Source organism: Candidatus Skiveiella danica, from assembly GCF_022705245.1.
GTDB classification, from domain to species: domain Bacteria; phylum Pseudomonadota; class Gammaproteobacteria; order Burkholderiales; family Burkholderiaceae_C; genus Skiveiella; species Skiveiella danica.
On sequence record NZ_JAKJEW010000023.1, the window covers coordinates 59,339 to 75,988 of the forward strand.

Genomic DNA, 16,650 nt, shown 5'->3' on the forward strand with positions numbered 1-16,650 from the left:
CTTTTCTCCCAGGTTCAAATCGAATCACCAACGATGGCAGCGTCGATCGCTGCCAACAAGGCTTCGTCGTTCACGGGCTTGCACAGATAGGCCTTTGCGCCCAGCTGTGCCGCCCGTGCCCGTGAATGCGGCGTGTCGTGCCCGGTGATGACCACCACCGGCAACCCTGCATGCGTGGCACCGAGCGATGCCTGAACATCCAAGCCGTTCATTCCCGGCATGTGCAGATCAAGCACCACGCAGGCGGGTTTGTGGTCCTCGACCGAGCGCAGGAAAGCCCCACCGGATGCAAAGGACTCGACGGCGAAACCGGCCGAGCCGATCAGCCGCGTCAAGGCCGCCCGAACGTCCTCGTCATCGTCCACCACGGCCAGCAGTGTTTCGCATTGCATCGAGTACCAGCGTAGCCTGCGTGAACGAACCCGCCAACTGGACCTTGGTCCAGGTTTTCCCCCACCACCCTGGCTGAGGGAGCGAAACGCTTTCGGTCAGTTGGCAGGCGTCGAGCCCACCCCGGCACGCTCGGCCAGCTTGACCAGATCGGCGGCGACCCGCGCGCCCATCTTGCGCATCAGGTTGCCCCGGTGGAACTTGATGGTCTTTTCGGAGGTCCCCAGTTCCGCGGCGATCTGTTTGTTCAGCCGGCCCGCGGCTATGCCCTCCAGGACCTGTCGCTCCCGGGCGGTGAGCGAGGCCAGGGCTTGCGCGATGTGCGCGCGCTCCCTGTCTGCACGGTGGTGGGCCCTGTTGGCGGCCAGTGCGTCGTGCACGGCGGCCAGCAGCGCCGTGTCGTCAACCGGCTTGGTCAGGAAATCCACCGCGCCGTGTTTCATCGCCTGAACACTGGTGGCGATGTCGCCCCGCCCGGTCAGAAAGATGATCGGCAACAGACTGCCCTCCTGTTCCAGCGAGCGCTGCAGTTCCAGGCCATTGATGCCCGGCATCGCAAGGTCAAGCACCAGGCAGCCCGGTGCTCGCCGGTCGAAGCCGTCCAGGAAGCGCTGGGCCGACGCGAAGGCAGCCACCTGCAGGCCCTCGGACTCGATCAGCCGCCCGATCGCCGCCAACACGTCGGGATCGTCATCGACCAGGTAAACCGTTGGCACCCGTTCCTCCATCTTTGTCAGCCCGGCGTCGCAGGCAGTTCGCAATGCAGGGTGGCGCCGCCCTGCGCAGGGTTGGTGGCCCAGAGACGCCCGCCATGGGCTTCCACGATGGATCGGCAGATGGTCAGGCCCAGACCCAGGCCTTGCGCCTTTGTCGTCACGAACGGATCGAACACGCGGTCCAGATCCGCCACGGGTATCCCCAACCCCCGATCGGACACGGTCACTTCGACGGTTGCCTGCCCGGTCTGCTGCGTGCGCACGGTCAGGCAGCGGTCCGTGGCCTGGCCCTCCATGGCATCGCAGCCGTTCATCAGCAGATTGAGCAACACCTGCTGCAACTGATTGCGATCGCCCTCGATGGAGGGCAGCCGCTCAGCCAGATCGCTCTGGACGGTGACGTGACGAGCCAGCAGGTCACTGCGCAGCAGGCGCAAGGACTCTTCGACCACATGGTTGAGGTTGAGCACCAGGCGCTTCGACTCCTCCTTTCTGAGCATCGAGCGCAGCCGCACAATCACCGAGCCGGCGCGGTGATTGGCCTTGACGATGTCAGTCAGAATCTCCGCAAGCTTGTCGGTGCGTGGCGGGCTCTGCGCCAGAAAGCGCTGTGCCGCCTGCGCATTGCTCAGGATCGCGGTCAACGGCTGGTTGAGCTCATGGGCAAGCGAGCCCGACAGCTCGCCGAGCAGGGCCACCCGCGACAGGTGAGCCAGTTCATCGCGCTGGCGGGCCGTGGCCTGTTCGAGGCGTCTGCGCTCGGTCACATCCACCACCGACGCCAGAATGAACGGCCCTTTTTCCGTCTGCAACGGCGACAGCATGACCTCCGCCGGAAACTCGACGCCATTCTTGCGCCGCCCGACCCGATCGCGTCCGGGCGCTATCGATTGCGCGTGCGGCCCTGTCGCCCATTCGGTGCGCCAGGCCGACAACCGCCCATGAAAACGCTCGGGAATCAGCAGTTCGACTGGCTGGCGGATCAGTTCCGCGCGGGGGTACCCAAACACCGTCTCCGCCTGCTGGTTTGCCAGGGAAATCAGGCCCCTATCGTCAATCACCAGGATGGCACTGGGCACCGCCTCGACGACCGCGCGAAAGCGCTGCTCGCTGGCGCGCAACTGCGTCGCGAGCTGGGCAGCCGCAATCATGTCCCAGCCGAGTTCATAGCCCATGGCGAGAACGATGACGAAGACGCCCGGCATGACGATCGTCGGGGCGTGGACCAGCCCGATCGTGATCAGCGCCGCAAAGCCCGCCACGGCGGCCACACAAGCCACCAGGCTGCCCCCGACGACGACCGCGCGACGCCGTGCATCACTGCCGCCCCTGCGCCACAGCGTGATGGCGGCATCGATCACGAACATCAGCAGGATCAGGTTGCCGATCTGCGGCACGATCGCCCAGGGATTGACAACACCCACCGGCCCCGCAACGACAGCGCCACCCCAGAACGCCACCGGCTCAAGACTGGAGACCGCGAGAAAGTTGACGTTCACGCCCGTCACGAAGTTCAGCGCCAGCCCGGCCAGGCGGAAACCGGAAGCCGCCCAGGCGAGCCAGGACCGTCCGGCGCCGAAGTAGAAATGCACGAACCCGATCATGGACAACACCCACAGGGCGAGCGGTACATGGGCCCAGCGCAGGATGTCGGCGTAGCGTTCAGGCGCCCACTCGTGCATCAATGCCAGCTCGAAGGCACCGAAGGCGGTTGCAGAGACCGCCAACGCAAAGAACAGCAGGTGGAAGTAGCCCGTCCTTTGCTTGAACCAGACGAAAAGATGGATGGCACCGAGCGCCAGGCTCACCGCGCACATGCCGATCCAGACGATTTCCACCCAGTTTCCCATGCTGAATCATAGGCGCTGCATTTGCGGCTGCCCGCAAGCCCGGCGTGTGCACGAAGCAATGACCCCGCGCCCGGTGAAGTCCGGTGTCGAGGCTTGCAACCATCCGATGTTTGCTACCTTTTAGGTAGCATCAAATGACCAATTGACGATGGGAAGTGGCCAAAATATCTTGTAAATCAGATTCTCAGGCCGTCAGAACCGTCAACAGTGCATCATCGAACGCCTCGGGCCGCTCGAACGGCACCCAATGCCCCGCCTCGGGGATCAGCACCAGACCGCGGAAGTCCGGCGCCGCCGCCTCGAAGGCGTCTTCCAATTGGTGGATCCAGGCCTTGTAGAGCGCGTCGTGCGCGCCGTAGATCGCAAACACCGGGCAACGCACGCGCGGCAGCGAACGCGCCAGGATGTCGGTGTGCGCCAGGCGCCTGCGCGGCATGCGGTCGCGCATCAAGTTGGCGATGTGCAGCTCCAGCGCCAGGCCGTCGATGAGCGAGGCGTCGTTGAGCATCAGCGCGGCCAGGTTGAACCGGTGCACAGCCTCCTGCTCGGCGGCGGAGGGCAGGTGCCGCCAGGCTTTCAGCTCGAACTGCCGGTCCGGCGTGACACCCATGGCCGGCGCGCCGACCAGCACCAGGCGCCGCGCCAGGGCCGGATGTTCGGCCAGCAGCAGCCCGGCCGTGAGGCCCCCGAACGAGAAGCCCACCAGGTCACAGGGCTCGCCCCCGAGCAGCACGTTCAGGCCATCGGCCAGCGGCCTCACCAACGCATCGGCGTCGCCCCCGGACGGCGGCGGGGCCGAATCCCCGAAGCCCGGCAGATCGGCCGCGATCACCTGGCGCCCGGCCGCCACCAGCGGCTGAATGTTGCGCAACCAGTGCGTCCAGCTGCCGCTGCCGCCGTGGAACAGCACCACCGGCGGCAAACCCGGCCGGGACTCGCCCCAGACATGCCAGACCATGGTGCCCGCGCCGCAAGGCGTCTCGCGCCGCGTCGCCAGCGCGCGCAGGCGCTCGATGAGGCCCGTCATGTCCGGGTGAAACCGTGGCTCGACCGGGATCAGACGGCCATGGCTGCCAGTCCGGCAATCGCCAGCGGGTAGCCCTGCACGCCGAAGCCGCACATCACGGCCTTGGCGGCCGGCGACAGGTAGCTGTGATGGCGGAACGCCTCGCGCGCGTGCACGTTGCTGATGTGCAGCTCGATCAGCGTGATGCCCGTGCCCTTGATGGCGTCGTGCAGCGCGATGCTGGTGTGGGTGTAGGCGCCCGCGTTGAAGATCACGCCTGCCAGGGTGCCGGCGGCGTGCAGGCGGCCGGCTTCGTGGATCCAGTCCACCAGCTCGCCTTCGTGGTTGCTTTGGCGGAAGTCCAGCTTCAGCCCGTGCGCGGCGCAGGCTTTTTCGCACAGCTGCTCGACGTCGGCCAGCGTGGCCGAGCCGTACACGGCGGGCTCGCGCGTGCCGAGCAGGTTGAGGTTGGGGCCGTTGAGGACGAGGGCGGTTTTCATCGGGTGTCTTTCAAATCGGGGCACAGATGTCAATGGTAGGCGATGGCTACCGGGCGGCTGCGCGCGCGCGCAGCCGCATCTGGTTCGGCAGCGGCACCGAGCGGCGCAGCACGTCCTCGCCGAGCCACAGCGCCGAGCGGCGCGCGCGCTGCGCCACCACGGGCAGCGGAATCTGCTGGTAGTCGTCGTTGAAGACCTCGAAGCTGTAGTCTCCCCGGTAGCCCAGCGCGTGCAGGCGACGAACCAGGTCGGCCAGCGCCTCGCTGTGCACGCCCTCGCCGGGGAAGACACGGAAATGGCGCGCGGTGGTGATGCGCTCCTCCACCGAACGGATCTCCTGCCACATGAAGTCGGCCAGCTGCACCAGGAAAATCTTTTCGGGGTCGAGCAGTTCCAGGTCTTCCAGCGGCGTCTGGGTGGCGAACAGGTGGAAGGAGTCCAGCCCCAGGCCGAGATTCGGCACGTCGGCGCGGCTGACCACCTCCCATGCGGTGGTGAACTCGTTGATGGTGCGGCCCCAGGACAGCCCTTCATAGGCCACCTGGATGCCCAGCGGGATCGCCAGCATCGCCAGCTTGCGCAGGTCTTTGGCAATGGCGTCCAGATCCTGCGTGGCGTGGACCGAGGTCGACGAGCAGACCAGCAGGATCTTCGAGCCCAGTGCGGCGCACATCTCCAGCATGGACTTGGCGATGTCGACCTTGTAGTCGTGCAGGTGGCCGGAGAGGCCCTCGAAGTCGCGCAGCACCTGAAAGCCGGTCACGCGCAGGCCGCTGGCGCGCACCGCCTGTACGGCGGCGTCCAACCCGTCCGGGTGGCCGACGATGTCGCGCGCCGACAGCATGATCTGGCCGAAGCCGGCCGCGCGCACCTCCCGGAGTTTGGCCTCCAGCGGGCCGGCCAGTGAGATGGTGTCCATCCCGAAATCGTCGATGTTGCCTTGCAGGGGATTCATCGTGATCAGCCTCGAACGTGATGGACCAGCTCGAGCGACACGCCGCCCAGGCGGGTCTGCGTGAGTGCGCCGCGGTCTTCCGAATGCACGCGGCCCGACTCCACAAAACTCACGCCACGGGTGCGCAGCTCGGCCACGGTGGCCAGCACATCGGCCGTGCCCAGGGCCACGCGCTGGAAGCATTCGGTGTCGTCCACCTCCAGAATGCCCGGCTCGGGCTCGATCAGCTGCAGGTAGAAAGCCGAGGCCTGCGGGCACGGGCTGCGCAGGATGCGCCCTTTGGGCAGGATGCCGAAGGCAGCTTCGGCCGGCAGCGCATTGAAGCCGAACAGCTCGCGGTAGAAATCGGTCCAGTCCTCGGTGCGGCCGTTGCCGATGTACTGCACGATGCCGAAGAAATGCAGGCCGGCCAGTGCGGGTGGGTGCGGGTCCACACCCGGAATCGGCACGAAGTCCACGTCGTAGATCGAGAACTCGCGGTGGCGGTCCACGAAGTAGATGCGGCTGCCGCCCGGCCCGTGCACCGCCGGAATGTTGAGCTCCATCACTTCCACGCGGATCGGCACCGCCCAGGCGCCGCGCTCCAGCGCGCGCCCGTAGGCCGCGGCCGCGTCACGCACCCGCAGTGCCACGGCGGCGATGACCGGCTTGTCGTCCAGCGTGCCGCCCTGCCCTGCGCCACCCCCATGGGCATTGACGATGACATTGATGCCGCCCTGGCGGTACAGCAGCACCTCGCGCGAGCGGTGCCGCGCGATCGGGCGAAAGCCCAACGTCTCCAGCACCTGGCCCAGGGCCTGGGGCCGGGCGGTGGCGTATTCGATGAATTCGATGCCTTCCATGCCCAGCGGGTTGGCCGGCTCGTTGATCGCTTCGCGGTCGTCTGCTTCCGTCACGGGGAGTCCTTTTGGGCCGGTCCGAATGCCGCGGCCAGCGCGGCGGGCACGTCCGGGCCTGGCGAACGCACGCCGCGGACTGTAGGGTGTGGCCGAAATAAAACGAACCAGTTATTTACTTTTCGTTCGATAATCGATCGTTTTCAGGGTTATCCACCACGCCCCGCTCCCACCTTGAGGCCGCCATGTCGCCCATAGAGCCCTTCGCCACCGACAACCCGGCGCTGCAGCGCCGGGACTGGATTGCCGGGCTGGAAAAAGGCCTGACCCTGCTGCAGGCCTTTGACGAGGACCATCCCCGGCTGACCGCCAGCCAGGCCGGCCTGCGCTGCGGTCTGAGCCGCACCGTGGCGCGTCGGCTGCTGTTGACGCTGGCCCATCTCGGCTTCGTGGCCACCGACGGCAAGCTCTACTGGCTGACGCCGCGGATGCTGCGCCTGGGGCACGGCTACCTGCAGTCGTCCCGCCTGGCGCGCGCGGTACAGCCTTTCCTGCAGCGGATCTCCTCGGCCACTGGCGAGCCCGCCTACCTGGCCGTGCTGGACGGCGACGAGGTGGTCACGATCGCGCGCAACGGGCCGCAGGCCGCCCTGAACACGGGCTACGTGCTGGGCGCGCGCGTGCCGGCGCGCCTCACCGCAACCGGCCAGGTGCTGCTGGCCGCGCAGGCACCCGAGGCGCTGGACGATTGGCTGGCCACGACCGACCTCACACCCCGCACCGCGTTCACCCAGACCCGAAAGGCGCGCCTGCGCGAGACGCTGGCCAGCATTCGCGAACAGGGCTGGGCGCTGTCGGAGCAGCAACTGGCGCCGGGCCAGCGCGGGTTGGCCGTGCCTCTGCTGGACCTGCAGGGCACAGTGGTGGGGGCGCTGGGCGTCACGCTGCTGATGCAGGGCGAAAGCGCGGCCGAGGCCCTGGCCCGCCTGCTGCCCCCGCTGCAGGCCACGGCGCGGGCGGCCCGCCACGTGCTCTGAAACATCCCCACCCTGCAGGTCCTGATTTCATAGCACGCCACGGCCAAAAGACGCTGGGAAAGCACCAATTCGGACCCAAAACCCGGAGAAAAGCCCTGCGCAACGGCCACCACGCGGGTCTCTGGTTACAGTGCAGGCACGAGGCGATGCGCTGGCCGCCTTCGCACCTGCCGGGCCCATCGCCACGCACCGCCGGAAACCACCGACCATGAAAAAGATGAGCTTCATCCCTGCCTGGACCCTCGCTGCCCCGATCGCGGGCTGGCTGATCCTTGCCGGCAGCCTGCTGGGCACCGGCGGCTGGTACGCGCTGCTCATGACCTTTGGCCTGTTCGCCAGCGTGCTGGCGGCCGTGCACCATGCCGAAGTGGTGGCGCACCGCGTGGGTGAACCCTTCGGCACGCTGATTCTGGCGCTGGCGGTGACCGTGATCGAAGTGGCGCTGATCGTCTCGCTGATGCTGGCCGGCGGAGCCAGCACCGGCGCGCTGGCGCGAGACACGGTGTTTGCCGCCGTGATGCTGATCCTCAACGGCATCGTCGGCCTGTGTCTGCTGGTCGGCGGAAGCCGCCATCGGGAGCAGAGCTTTGGTCAGCACGGGGTCAGCGCCTCGCTGGCCACCCTGGCCGCGATCGCCGTGCTCACCCTGGTGCTGCCCAACTTCACGACCAGCCTGCCCGGGCCGGTCTACAACCCAAGCCAGCTGGCCTTCATCGCCGTGATCTCGCTGGTGCTGTACGGGACCTTCGCCCTGGTGCAGACGGTTCGGCACCGCGACTACTTCCTGCCGGCCGAGGCAGCCACCGATGCCACCGCGCATGCCGAACGCCCCGGCCCTGGCGCCACCGCCCTGGCCGGCGGCCTGCTGCTGGCCTGCCTCGCGGCGGTGGTGCTTCTGGGCAAAGCCCTGTCGCCAAGCATTGAGGCGGCCGTGGCCGCCGCGGGCGCACCCAAGGCGCTGGTCGGCATCATCATCGCGGCCGTGGTGCTGCTGCCCGAAGCGCTGGCCGCCCTGCGCGCCGCCCGGGCCAACCGCCTGCAGACCAGCCTGAACCTGGCCATCGGTTCGGCGCTGGCCAGCATCGGGCTGACGATTCCTGCCGTGGCCATCGTCGCGCTGGCCACGGGCTGGACGCTGACGCTGGGCATCGACCCGAAGTCCACCGTCCTGCTGCTCCTTTCGCTGATGGTGGCCACCCTGTCGCTGGGCACCGGCCGCACCACCGTGCTGCAGGGCGTGGTGCATCTGGTGATCTTCGCGGTCTACCTGTTCACGACCATCGTGCCGTAGCCGAGGGAAAAACGGGCTCCAGGGACTTGCCCCAGGCGCAGAGGAACGGCTGGAAACAACCGGACTCCGGCACAATGCCTTTTCCAGAACATCGGTTTGGCTTGAGACAAAGGCTGGGAAACATGACGAAGACGCACCATCGGCACCCCACGAGAAACCGGCCGGTCCGGCGGCTGGTCGGTACGGGATTGCTGCTTGTGTCAGCCTGGGTCGCAAGCGCCCAGGCCGCCCAGGTCAACGTTCTGTGCAGCATGAACCCCGAATGGTGTCGCAGCGCCGCGGCGGTCTATGAACGGTTGCACGGGGTGTCCGTGAGCGTGATCAACAAGCCCACCGGCGAATCCTATGCCCAGATCGTGGCCGAGAAAGAACGTCCGCGGGTCGATGTCTGGTTTGGCGGCACCGCAGATCCGCACTTCCAGGCGGCCGAACAGGGCTTGCTGGCCGAATACAAGTCACCGCAGCTTTCCCAGCTCTACCCTTGGGCGCAGGACGCCGCCAAGGCATCGGGATACAAGACAGTGGGTCTGTATTCGGAAGTGCTCGGGATTGCGTACAACACCGAGATTCTGGCGAAGAAGAAACTCGCGGCGCCCAAATGCTGGAAAGACCTGGCCAATCCCGCCTACCGCGGCGAGGTACAGATGGCCAACGCACAGTCCAGCGGCACCAGCTACGTGGCGATCGCCACCTTTGTGCAGATCATGGGGGAGGAAGCCGCATTCAAGTTCATGCAGGCGATGAATGCCAACGTCAGCGCCTATTCCCGCCAGGGGCTGGGTCCCATCAAGGCGGTCGCCAAGGGTGAAAGCGCCCTGTCGGTGAGTTTTCTGCACAACGCCGCGCAGGAAGCGGAGCTGAAGTACCCGGTGGCCTATGTGGTGCCCTGCGAGGGCACCGGCTACAGCGTCGGCGCCATGAGCCTGATCAAGGGCGGGCCCCATCCGGAGGAGGCGAAGAAATTTTTTGAATGGGCCTTGTCCCCTTCCGGCCAGCGCGTGGCGGCCACCTCCCGTTCGTACCAGTTCCCGTCCAACCGCAATACACCTTTGCCGGAAGGCGCGCCGAATGTGAAGGGCGCGAAATTCATCAACTACGACCTGGCCAAATACGGGGCCAGTGCCGAGCGTCGCCGCCTCATCGCGCGCTGGGAAAAAGAGATTCTGAACGCCCCGCGATAAGGCTGCGGCGGTGATGCCGCGGGTCGGCATGTCGCACCGAACCCAAGGAGCTCACGTTCACGGGTTCGCTGCCCGATCCAGCCCTTGAAAGGCAAGCTCCGTCGCCTCGCGCGCCAACCCTCCAATGCGCGCCCAGTCGCCCTGAGCCAGGGCATCGGCCGGCGTGAGCCACGAGCCGCCCACCATGGCCACATTGGGCAGGGCCAGAAAGCTGGCCAGCGTTGCCGCACTGACGCCGCCCGTGGGGCAGAACTGCACATCGGGGATCGGTGCACCGAGCGCCTGCAGCATCGCCAGCCCGCCGGCCTGCGCCGCGGGAAACAGCTTCATCAGCGTGAAGCCGTGCTCGCGCGCCGCCAGCACCTCGCTGGGCGTCATCACGCCCGGAATGAAGGGCAGGCGCGCCGCGCGCACCGCCTGCACCAGTGCCTCGGTGCAGCCCGGCGACAGGGCGAAAGAGGCACCCGCATCGATGACCCGCTGCACATCGGCCACCCGGGTCACCGTGCCAGCGCCGACATGCATCTGCGGCACCGCACGCGCCACCGCCTCGATCGCCGCCAGCGCGCTGCCGTGGCGCAGGGTGATCTCCATCACGTCCACGCCGCCCTCCAGCAACGCATGCGCCAGCGGCACCGCCTGGGCCGCATCCGTGAGCACGATGACGGGCACCACGCGCGAGGTGAACGCAGGGCGGTCGAAGCAGGAGCGGGGGGCGTCGGTCATGGGGTCCTGGTCGGCATCGGATCGGTGAAGAGCGGCAATCGGGGTTTCGGGATTCGGGATTCGGGTCGCCGATCACGCCAGCAGCGGCGAGGCACCGGCCTCCGCGGTGGCCGCGTGGCGGCGGAACAGGCCGAACAGTTCACGGCCCGTGCCCTGTGCGTGGGCGCTCAGGTCGGGCACGATCGGGCAGCGCGCGGCCAGCGTGGCGTCATCGACCTCCAGCTGCAGGATGCCCTGCTCGCAGTCCAGCGTGATCCAGTCGCCCTCCATCACGCGGGCAATCGGTCCGCCGCCCAGCGCCTCCGGGCTCAGGTGGATCGCTGAGGGCACCTTGCCTGAGGCCCCCGACAGGCGGCCATCGGTGACCAGCGCCACCTGAAAGCCCTGGTCCTGCAGCGCGCCCAGCGGTGGCATCAGCTTGTGCAGCTCGGGCATGCCGTTGGCCTGCGGCCCCTGGTAGCGCACCACGGCGATGAAGTCGCGCTGCAGCCGGCCTTGCTGGTACAGCGCCAGCAGCTCCTGCTGGTCGGCCACCACCACGGCGGGCGCGCGCACCACGCGATGTGCGGGCTTGACGGCCGAGACCTTGACCACGCTGCGCCCCAGGTTGCCCTGCAGCAGGCGCAGGCCGCCGTCCGTGCTGAACGGATCGCCGGCCGGACGCAGCACCGCCAGATCGCCGCTGCTGGCCGGGGCCGCGCGCCAGGCCAGCTGGCCGTCGTTCAGCCAGGGCTCCTGGGTGAACCGCTGCAGCCCGGGGCCCAGGATGGTGTTCACATCGGCATGCAGCAGCCCGGCGTCGAGCAGCTCGCGCATCAGAAAGCCCATGCCGCCGGCAGCATGGAAGTGGTTCACGTCGGCGGCGCCGTTGGGGTAGATGCGCGCCAGCAGGGGGACGGCGTGGGAGAGTTCGGCGAAGTCATCCCAGTCGATCAGGATGCCCGCGCTGCGGGCGATGGCCACCAGGTGCAGCGTGTGGTTGGTCGAGCCGCCCGTGGCCAGCAGGCCGACGATGCCGTTGACGATGGCCTTCTCATCCACGATGTCGGCCAGGGCAAGGGGCGCCGCGCGATCAAGGCCCACCCCGGCGACGGCGCAGCGCACCGCCTCGGCCGTCAGTGCCTTGCGCAGCGGTGTGCCGGGATTGACGAAGGACGAGCCCGGCAGCTGCAGGCCCATGATCTCCAGCAGCATCTGGTTGGAGTTGGCGGTACCGTAGAAGGTGCAGGTGCCCGCGCCGTGGTAGGCCTGGGACTCGGCCTCGAGCAGGGCCTCGCGGTCCACCAGGCCTTGGGCATATTGCTGACGCACCTGGGCCTTGCGGTCGTTCGACAGGCCCGAGGTCATGGGCCCGGCGGGCACGAAGACGCCCGGCAGGTGGGCGAACTGCAGGGCCCCCATCAGCAGGCCGGGCACGATCTTGTCGCACACGCCCAGAAACAGCGCGGCGTCGAACACGTTGTGCGACAGCGCCACGGCGGTGGACAGGGCAATCACGTCGCGCGAGAACAGCGACAGTTCCATGCCGGCCGCGCCCTGGGTGATGCCGTCGCACATCGCGGGCACGCCGCCGGCGACCTGGGCCGTGGCGCCCAAGGTCCGTGCGGCGGCCTTGATCGCTTCGGGGTAGTGCTCGTAGGGCTGGTGCGCCGAGAGCATGTCGTTGTAGGCGCTGACGATGCCCACATGGGGGGCGCGCGCTTCGCGCACCTGCAGCTTGTCGTTGGCGGGCAAGGCAGCAAAGGTGTGCGCCATGTTGGCGCAGCCCATGCCGGCGCGCTGGCTGGGCCCGCTCCCGCGCTGGGACTGCACACTGGCCAGCCAGGCCTGGCGCGTGGCCTGGCTGCGCTGGGTGATGCGGTGCGTGACGCGCGCGATGCTGGGATTCATGGCTGGGGGTGCTTGGGGGGATCGCGGCGAACGGCCGGCCGGCGGCGGCGCCGCGTGAAGGAGGGAACAGGCGGGCCGGTGACCGATGACACGGCCCCGGCCCGCCCCGCCGCGTGGCGGCTTACTTGCGCATCTTGTCGAGCGAGGTCTTGGTCTCGTTCCAGAGGTCCATGCCGACGTTGGCGGCGATCAAGGCGTTGACCTTGGTCAGCTTGTCGCGCATGCGGGCGGACTCGGCCGGTGACAGCTCGTTGATCTGCATGCCCTTGCCCTTCAGGTCGGTCAATGCACGACCGGCTTCGGCGCGGGTGTCCTTGCGCTCGAACTCGCGGCTGACCTTGGCGGCGTCCAGCAGCACCTTCTGCTCGGCCTTGGAGAGCTGGTCCCACCATTTCTTGCTGACCAGCACGATCCAGGGGCTGTAGACGTGGTTGGTCACGCTGAGGTACTTCTGCACCTCATAGAACTTGCTCGACAGGATGGTGTTGTACGGGTTCTCCTGGCCGTCCACCGTCTTGGTCTCCAGCGCGCTGAACAGCTCGGAGAACGGCAGGGGAATGGCATTGGCGCCCAGGGTCTTGAAGGCATCCAGGTACACCGGGTTCTGCATGACGCGCAGCTTGATGCCGTTCAGGTCTTCCATCTTCGCCACAGGGCGCTGGCTGTTGGTCAGGTTGCGGAAGCCGTTTTCCCAGTAGACCAGGCCGACCAGGCCTTTTTCCTGCAGCTTGTCCATCACCTTCTGGCCGATCGGGCCGTCCAGAACGGCATCAGCCTCCTTGGCGCTGTTGAACAGGAAAGGCGTGTCCCACAGCGCCATTTCCTTGGTGATGCCCACCAGCGTGGCGGTGGAGCCCACCATCATTTCCTGCGCGCCGCCGATCAGCGCCTGCTGCATCTGGGTGTCCGGGCCCAGCGCCGCGGCGCCCACGGCGCGGATCTTCATCTTGCCACCCGACAGCTTCTCCACCTCGTCGGCGAAGACCTTGACGGCGCGGCCCTGGTTGCTTTGTTCATTCAGGCCATAGCCGAAGCGGATCAGGCGCGGCTTGATGTCCTGGGCGATGGCCCCCATCGAAGCGGCCAGGGTGGCGGCGGACAGGGTGGCGAGAACGGTACGACGAAGCATTTTCATGAGAGTCTCCAGGTAAAAAACAGGTTGAACAATTGACGATCAGCGCATCCACTGCACCGGCAGCGTGACGATCTGGGGAAAGAGGACAAACAGGGCCAGCAACACCACGTAGGTCGCCAGGAACGGATTGACACCCTTGATGACGCTGTGCATCGGCATGCGGCCCACGCCAGCCACCACGTTGAGCACGGTGCCCACGGGCGGCGTGATCAGGCCGATGGCGCCGTTGAGCACGAACATGAGGCCGAAGTACACCGGGTCGATGCCGGCCTTCACCGCGATCGGCAGCATCACGGGGGCGAAGATCAGGATCGTCGGCGTCAGGTCCAGCGCGGTGCCGATCAGCACCAGCACCACCATCATCACCGCCATCAGCAGGCGCGGGTTGTTGACGAGCGGACCCAGCCACTGCGTCAGCACGCTGGGCAGATCAGCCAGCGTGATCATGTAGCTGGCGACCTGCGCGCCGGCGCACAGGAACATCACCACCGACGTGGTCTTGGCCGCGCGCAACAGCACGCCGTAGATCTCGGGCAGCTTCATCTCGCGGTGCACAAACAGCGCGATCATCAGGGCATAAAAGGCCGCCACGACCGCCGCCTCGGTGGGCGTGAACACGCCGGACTTCATGCCGCCGATGATGATGATCGGCATCAGCAGGGCCCAGAACGCCTTGCCCGAGGCCTTCAAGCGCTCGCGCATCGGCAGCGGCTGGCCCTTGGGCAGGTCGATCTTGCGCAGCACAAAGCGCCAGGTGACGATCAGGCCGGTGCCCATCAGCAAGCCGGGCACGATGCCCGAGACAAACAGGGCCGAGATCGAGGTGTTGGTGGTCACGCCGTAGATCACGAACGGCATCGACGGCGGAATGATCGGCGCGATGATGCCGCCGGAGGCAATCAGCCCGCCGGAGGTGGCCATCGGGTAGCCCTGCTGGCGCATCATGGGCAGCAGGATGGTGGCCAGCGCGGCGGTGTCCGCCAGGGCGGAGCCGCTCATGCTGGCCATCAACACGGCCGCGGCGATCGCCACGTAACCCAGGCCGCCGCGGATGTGGCCCACCCAGGCCTGCGCCATGTCGATGATGCGCCGGCTGATCCCGCCGGCGTTCATCAGCTCGCCGGCCAGAATGAAGAAGGGCACGGCCAGCAGCGGAAAGCTGTCCACACCGGCCACCAGGTTCTGGGCCAGCAGCTGCGTGTCCCAGAAATTGAGCACCCAGGCCATGCCGGCGCCGGTCAGCACCAGGGCCAGGCCCATGTTCATGCCGATGCCCATGAGCACCAGCATGCCCGCCGAAAACACCACGAAGGCTTGACTTTCGGGGCTCATGCTCATTCCACTTCGGCGCTGTGGCCGAGGTTCAGCGGCGTGCCCCGCACCAGTTCAATCAGGGCCATGAGACCCATGGCCATCGAGCACAGGAAAGCCGGCAGGGGCAGCAGCGCCGTGGAGTAGCCGAGCACCACCGAGTGGCTGCCAAAGCCCACCACCACCTGCTGCCAGGCGCCCCAGGCCAGCATGGCGCAGGCGGCCATCACCAGCAGGCGGATCAGCACTGTGAGCGCGGAAAAAATCTTCGGCCGGCTTTGCAGTGCGCTGGCCAGGCTGGTGAAGGCCATGTGCTCGCCGGCCGGGTAGGCCGCGGCGGCGCCCAGAAACACCATCCACACGAACAGCAGGCGAGAGAGCTCCTCGCTCGCCGCGATGCCACTGCCGAACCCGTAACGCAACACCACGTTCACGAACACGGCCAGGGCCATGACGCCGAGTGCCACGGCCATCGCGGCGTGGGTCAGGCCCTGCGCACGCAACAAAGTCTTCGATGCCTTCATGCGAACGCCTCCTTGTTCAGCCAGGCGGATGCCTCCCCCTGCAGTTGCGCCAGTGGCAGCCGCGCGTCAGCCCGCCACACGCCGGGTTCGCCGACCGGCGACTCCAGCGTGGCGAACTGGCTGTCCACCAGGCTGGTCGAGAAAAAGTGGGTGGCCGAGCGCGCAACCACGCGGGCCTGCGCGTCGTCACGGTCGATGTCCAGAAAGACGAAGCGCAGCCCGGGCCGGGCTTGGCGCAAGCGGTCGCGGTAGCGGCGCTTGAGGGCGGAACAGGTCAGCACCATCCCGCCGGGATGGGCCTGCAGCTGCTCGCCCAAGATGTCCAGCCAGCCGTCGCGGTCGGCGTCGGTCAGGGCGATGCCCTGGCTCATCTTGGCGCGGTTGGCGGGGCTGTGGAAGTCATCGCCCTCCACCAGCGGCAAGCCCTCGGCCTGGGCCAGTGCCGCGCCCAAGCTTGACTTGCCACACCCGGCAACGCCCATGACCACGATGTATTTGTCCATGATTTGGATAGCGCTATCTTGAAAAGTCAAAAAAAAGGACGAGGGTTCGACCTGTTTTTTCCAATTGTTTTTCAAATCTGACGGGCTTTGCTGAAACCCTTGTCATCCGATTTGGATAGCGCTATCCTACAAATGTTCCGTCATTTTATACCTAGTAGAAACCCTGACTCCATGCCCACCCCGCCCATCCGCCAGCGCGCCACCGGCCGCGTCACCCTTGCCGACGTCGCGCTGGCCGCCGGGGTCAGCCCGATCACGGTGTCGCGCGCCTTGCGCGGGGAACGGGCCGTGGCGCCTGAGCTGGTGGAACGGGTGCAGGCGGCCGCTGCCAAGCTGGGCTATGTGCCCGATCCGGCGGCGCGCGCCCTGGCCTCGCACCGCAGCACGCACGTGGCAGTGCTGATTCCCATGCTCTCGAACGAGCTGTTCGTCACCCTGCTGGAGGCTGTGCAGACCAGCATGCGCCGCGCCGGCTACCAGACGCTGATCGGTGTCACCCACTACGACCCCGGCGAAGAAGAGCAGCTGCTGCGCGAGCAGCTGATGCACCGCCCGGCCGGCCTGCTGGTCACCGGCTTCGACCACACCGAGGCCACCCAAGCGCTCATGGCGCGCAGTGGCGTGCCCTGCGTGCACCTGATGGAAAACAGCCCGGACGAAGGCGTCTACAGCGTGGGCTTCTCGCAGAGCGATGCGGGCGCCGACCTGACCCGCCACCTGATCGCCCGGGGCAAGCGCCGCATCGCCTTTGCCGCCGTCCAAATGGACCCACGCACCCTGCAGCGCCAAGCCGGCTGGC

At 67.3% G+C, this 16,650-nt stretch carries 17 protein-coding genes; 4 read left to right on the top strand and 13 right to left on the bottom strand.

Annotated features, from left to right (window positions below):
• Nucleotides 1-14: 14 nt before the first annotated feature.
• From ACMUOY_RS13790 to ACMUOY_RS13820, 7 genes are all read right to left on the bottom strand, one after another.
• On the bottom strand, nucleotides 15-392 hold the full coding sequence (locus ACMUOY_RS13790) for a response regulator transcription factor (protein WP_413893303.1): 378 nt from the start codon (nucleotides 390-392) through the stop codon (nucleotides 15-17).
• Between the two features lie 96 nt (nucleotides 393-488).
• A complete protein-coding gene (locus ACMUOY_RS13795; RefSeq protein WP_413893304.1) occupies nucleotides 489-1,106 on the bottom strand; it encodes a response regulator transcription factor in 618 nt (205 codons plus the stop codon).
• 17 nt (nucleotides 1,107-1,123) lie between these two features.
• Nucleotides 1,124-2,956 (bottom strand): two-component system sensor histidine kinase NtrB, encoded by a 1,833-nt coding sequence (locus ACMUOY_RS13800; RefSeq protein ID WP_413893305.1) that lies wholly within the window; start codon nucleotides 2,954-2,956, stop codon nucleotides 1,124-1,126.
• 184 nt (nucleotides 2,957-3,140) lie between these two features.
• The gene (locus tag ACMUOY_RS13805) at nucleotides 3,141-3,983 is read right to left on the bottom strand and encodes an alpha/beta fold hydrolase (RefSeq protein ID WP_413893306.1); all 843 of its coding nucleotides are present in this window, start codon (nucleotides 3,981-3,983) and stop codon (nucleotides 3,141-3,143) included.
• Nucleotides 3,984-4,012: 29 nt separating this feature from the next.
• Nucleotides 4,013-4,462 (bottom strand): type II 3-dehydroquinate dehydratase, encoded by a 450-nt coding sequence (gene aroQ, locus ACMUOY_RS13810; protein WP_413893307.1) that lies wholly within the window; start codon nucleotides 4,460-4,462, stop codon nucleotides 4,013-4,015.
• 46 nt (nucleotides 4,463-4,508) lie between these two features.
• Complete coding sequence (locus ACMUOY_RS13815) at nucleotides 4,509-5,417, bottom strand: sugar phosphate isomerase/epimerase family protein (RefSeq protein ID WP_413893308.1); 909 nt, start codon at nucleotides 5,415-5,417, stop codon at nucleotides 4,509-4,511.
• A 5-nt stretch (nucleotides 5,418-5,422) separates the two neighbouring features.
• On the bottom strand, nucleotides 5,423-6,259 hold the full coding sequence (locus ACMUOY_RS13820; protein ID WP_413893321.1) for a 4-hydroxyphenylpyruvate dioxygenase: 837 nt from the start codon (nucleotides 6,257-6,259) through the stop codon (nucleotides 5,423-5,425).
• Nucleotides 6,260-6,498: 239 nt separating this feature from the next.
• On the opposite strand from ACMUOY_RS13820, the gene ACMUOY_RS13825 reads away from it, so the two are divergent.
• The 3 genes from ACMUOY_RS13825 (at nucleotide 6,499) to ACMUOY_RS13835 (ending at nucleotide 9,762) form a co-directional block, all read left to right on the top strand.
• Nucleotides 6,499-7,290 carry an IclR family transcriptional regulator C-terminal domain-containing protein gene (locus ACMUOY_RS13825; RefSeq protein ID WP_413893309.1) on the top strand — a complete coding sequence of 264 codons (792 nt, stop codon included), beginning with the start codon at nucleotides 6,499-6,501 and terminating at the stop codon, nucleotides 7,288-7,290.
• Nucleotides 7,291-7,498: 208 nt separating this feature from the next.
• Nucleotides 7,499-8,581, top strand: coding sequence for a calcium:proton antiporter (locus ACMUOY_RS13830; protein WP_413893310.1), 1,083 nt, complete (start codon nucleotides 7,499-7,501; stop codon nucleotides 8,579-8,581).
• 122 nt (nucleotides 8,582-8,703) lie between these two features.
• Entirely contained in the window at nucleotides 8,704-9,762 is a 1,059-nt protein-coding gene (locus ACMUOY_RS13835; RefSeq protein ID WP_413893311.1) for an ABC transporter substrate-binding protein, read from the top strand.
• Nucleotides 9,763-9,819: 57 nt separating this feature from the next.
• Here the strand turns inward: ACMUOY_RS13835 and eda are convergent, their stop codons facing one another.
• The 6 genes from eda to ACMUOY_RS13865 all read right to left on the bottom strand — a co-directional run bounded on the left by eda (nucleotide 9,820) and on the right by ACMUOY_RS13865 (nucleotide 15,851).
• On the bottom strand, nucleotides 9,820-10,488 hold the full coding sequence (gene eda / locus ACMUOY_RS13840) for a bifunctional 4-hydroxy-2-oxoglutarate aldolase/2-dehydro-3-deoxy-phosphogluconate aldolase (RefSeq protein ID WP_413893312.1): 669 nt from the start codon (nucleotides 10,486-10,488) through the stop codon (nucleotides 9,820-9,822).
• Between the two features lie 72 nt (nucleotides 10,489-10,560).
• Nucleotides 10,561-12,378 (bottom strand): phosphogluconate dehydratase, encoded by a 1,818-nt coding sequence (gene edd, locus ACMUOY_RS13845; RefSeq protein ID WP_413893313.1) that lies wholly within the window; start codon nucleotides 12,376-12,378, stop codon nucleotides 10,561-10,563.
• A 121-nt stretch (nucleotides 12,379-12,499) separates the two neighbouring features.
• Nucleotides 12,500-13,513 (bottom strand): TRAP transporter substrate-binding protein, encoded by a 1,014-nt coding sequence (locus tag ACMUOY_RS13850; protein ID WP_413893314.1) that lies wholly within the window; start codon nucleotides 13,511-13,513, stop codon nucleotides 12,500-12,502.
• A 39-nt stretch (nucleotides 13,514-13,552) separates the two neighbouring features.
• Nucleotides 13,553-14,845 (bottom strand): TRAP transporter large permease, encoded by a 1,293-nt coding sequence (locus ACMUOY_RS13855; RefSeq protein WP_413893315.1) that lies wholly within the window; start codon nucleotides 14,843-14,845, stop codon nucleotides 13,553-13,555.
• Between the two features lie 2 nt (nucleotides 14,846-14,847).
• Complete coding sequence (locus ACMUOY_RS13860) at nucleotides 14,848-15,348, bottom strand: TRAP transporter small permease subunit (RefSeq protein WP_413893316.1); 501 nt, start codon at nucleotides 15,346-15,348, stop codon at nucleotides 14,848-14,850.
• Nucleotides 15,345-15,851 carry a gluconokinase gene (locus ACMUOY_RS13865; protein WP_413893317.1) on the bottom strand — a complete coding sequence of 169 codons (507 nt, stop codon included), beginning with the start codon at nucleotides 15,849-15,851 and terminating at the stop codon, nucleotides 15,345-15,347. Before ACMUOY_RS13865 ends, ACMUOY_RS13860 begins: the two co-directional genes overlap by 4 nt.
• A 171-nt stretch (nucleotides 15,852-16,022) precedes the next feature.
• On the opposite strand from ACMUOY_RS13865, the gene ACMUOY_RS13870 reads away from it, so the two are divergent.
• The coding region (locus ACMUOY_RS13870) for a LacI family DNA-binding transcriptional regulator (protein WP_413893318.1) at nucleotides 16,023-16,650 on the top strand (628 nt) is incomplete at its 3' end.